We start from the raw sequence: 1,298 nt of genomic DNA, 5'->3' as shown, positions 1-1,298 counted from the left end.
GTCGGACTCATGCCATCTAGTTTGTTTTTAATCCGTTTCTCATTGTAGTAGCTCATATAGTCTGATAGTTCCTTTTTGAACTGCTCAACACTTGTAAAATCGTTCAAATAAAGAAACTCGGATTTCATGATACCGAAGAAATTCTCGATGACGGCATTGTCAAAACAGTTTCCTCTTCGTGACATACTCTGTGTAATTCCATGTTCCTCCAGGGTTTTACGAAATTGCTTCATTTGATAGTGCCAGCCTTGATCCGAATGCATGACCAGCTGATCATTTTCATTCAAACGTGGCAAAGCCTTATCTAGCATGGCCGAAACTAAAGAGTAGGTGGGGCGTGAGTCTAGCGTGTATGCAATCAATTCACTGTTGAATAAGTCAAGGACGGCGGATAAGTATAGCTTTTCCCCGCACAATTTAAATTCAGTGATATCAGTTACCCATTTCTGATTCGGTCGGTCAGCTGAAAAGTCGCGTGATAATAGATTGGGAGCGGTTTTTCCTATTTTTCCCTTGTAGGATCGGTATTTTTTCACGCGTACCACGCTCTTCAAGCCAAGCGTGTTCATAATTCGCTGCACTTTCTTATGGTTTACCAAGTATCCGCAACTTCGCAATTCTAGGCAGATACGGCGGTACCCATAGCGCCCTTTATGTTTGTGATAAATATTGGCTATTGCCGTTTTTAATTCCGCATCAGGATCGGGTTGACCCATTTGATCAACCCAATAATAATACGTGCTTTTAGGGATCCCAGCCAGTAAGAGGAGGGTTCGCACAGGGTATTTGTGCCTTAGCTCATAGATTACTTGCGCTTTGTCTCTTTGGGTGATTTTCCCTTTTCTTGAGCTAAGGCATTCAACTTTTTTAAATACTCGTTTTCCATTCGTAAATATTCGAGTTCAGCTTTCAAATCGTCCATGGAATCATTGGAATGAGAAGATGATGGTTGCTTTTTCTTCACGGGGTACCGCTCCTTTCGCCTACACGATGTGAAGGCATCTTCACCCCCTAAGTCCCATTTCTTTTTCCACCTGCGAACCATGGAGATATCAGGGATCTTATAGAACGCTGCCGCGTCGCGGATGGATGCCCCTTCTTTTTCGATACGTTCAACTACTATCATTTTAAAGGCAGGAGTGTAGTTTGTATAGGTATCCGTAAAAGCATTAGCACCATGGTATTCAACCATTTTAACCCAGTGGCGTAGGGTAGAGTGGTCAACACCTACTTCATCAGACAGGTCACGGTAACTAATCCGCTCATCCAAATAGCGTCGGGCCACCATGTATTTAAAA

Annotated in this window: 1 protein-coding gene; it reads right to left on the bottom strand. The window is 42.9% G+C overall.

Translation table 11 applies throughout. The features are described 5' to 3' along the window. A protein-coding gene (locus ACFOGI_RS16755; RefSeq protein WP_390275117.1) for an IS3 family transposase occupies positions 1–1,298 on the bottom strand; the annotation gives its coding sequence in 2 pieces (ribosomal slippage) (positions 1–871 and positions 871–1,298; 1,299 coding nt annotated over the 2 pieces). This gene is flagged as partial in the annotation.

This window comes from Virgibacillus xinjiangensis (assembly GCF_042643145.1).
Lineage (GTDB): Bacteria > Bacillota > Bacilli > Bacillales > Amphibacillaceae > Virgibacillus_O > Virgibacillus_O xinjiangensis.
Note: the sequence above shows the minus strand (reverse complement) of the source record. Positions and strands in the feature narration are given on the sequence as shown.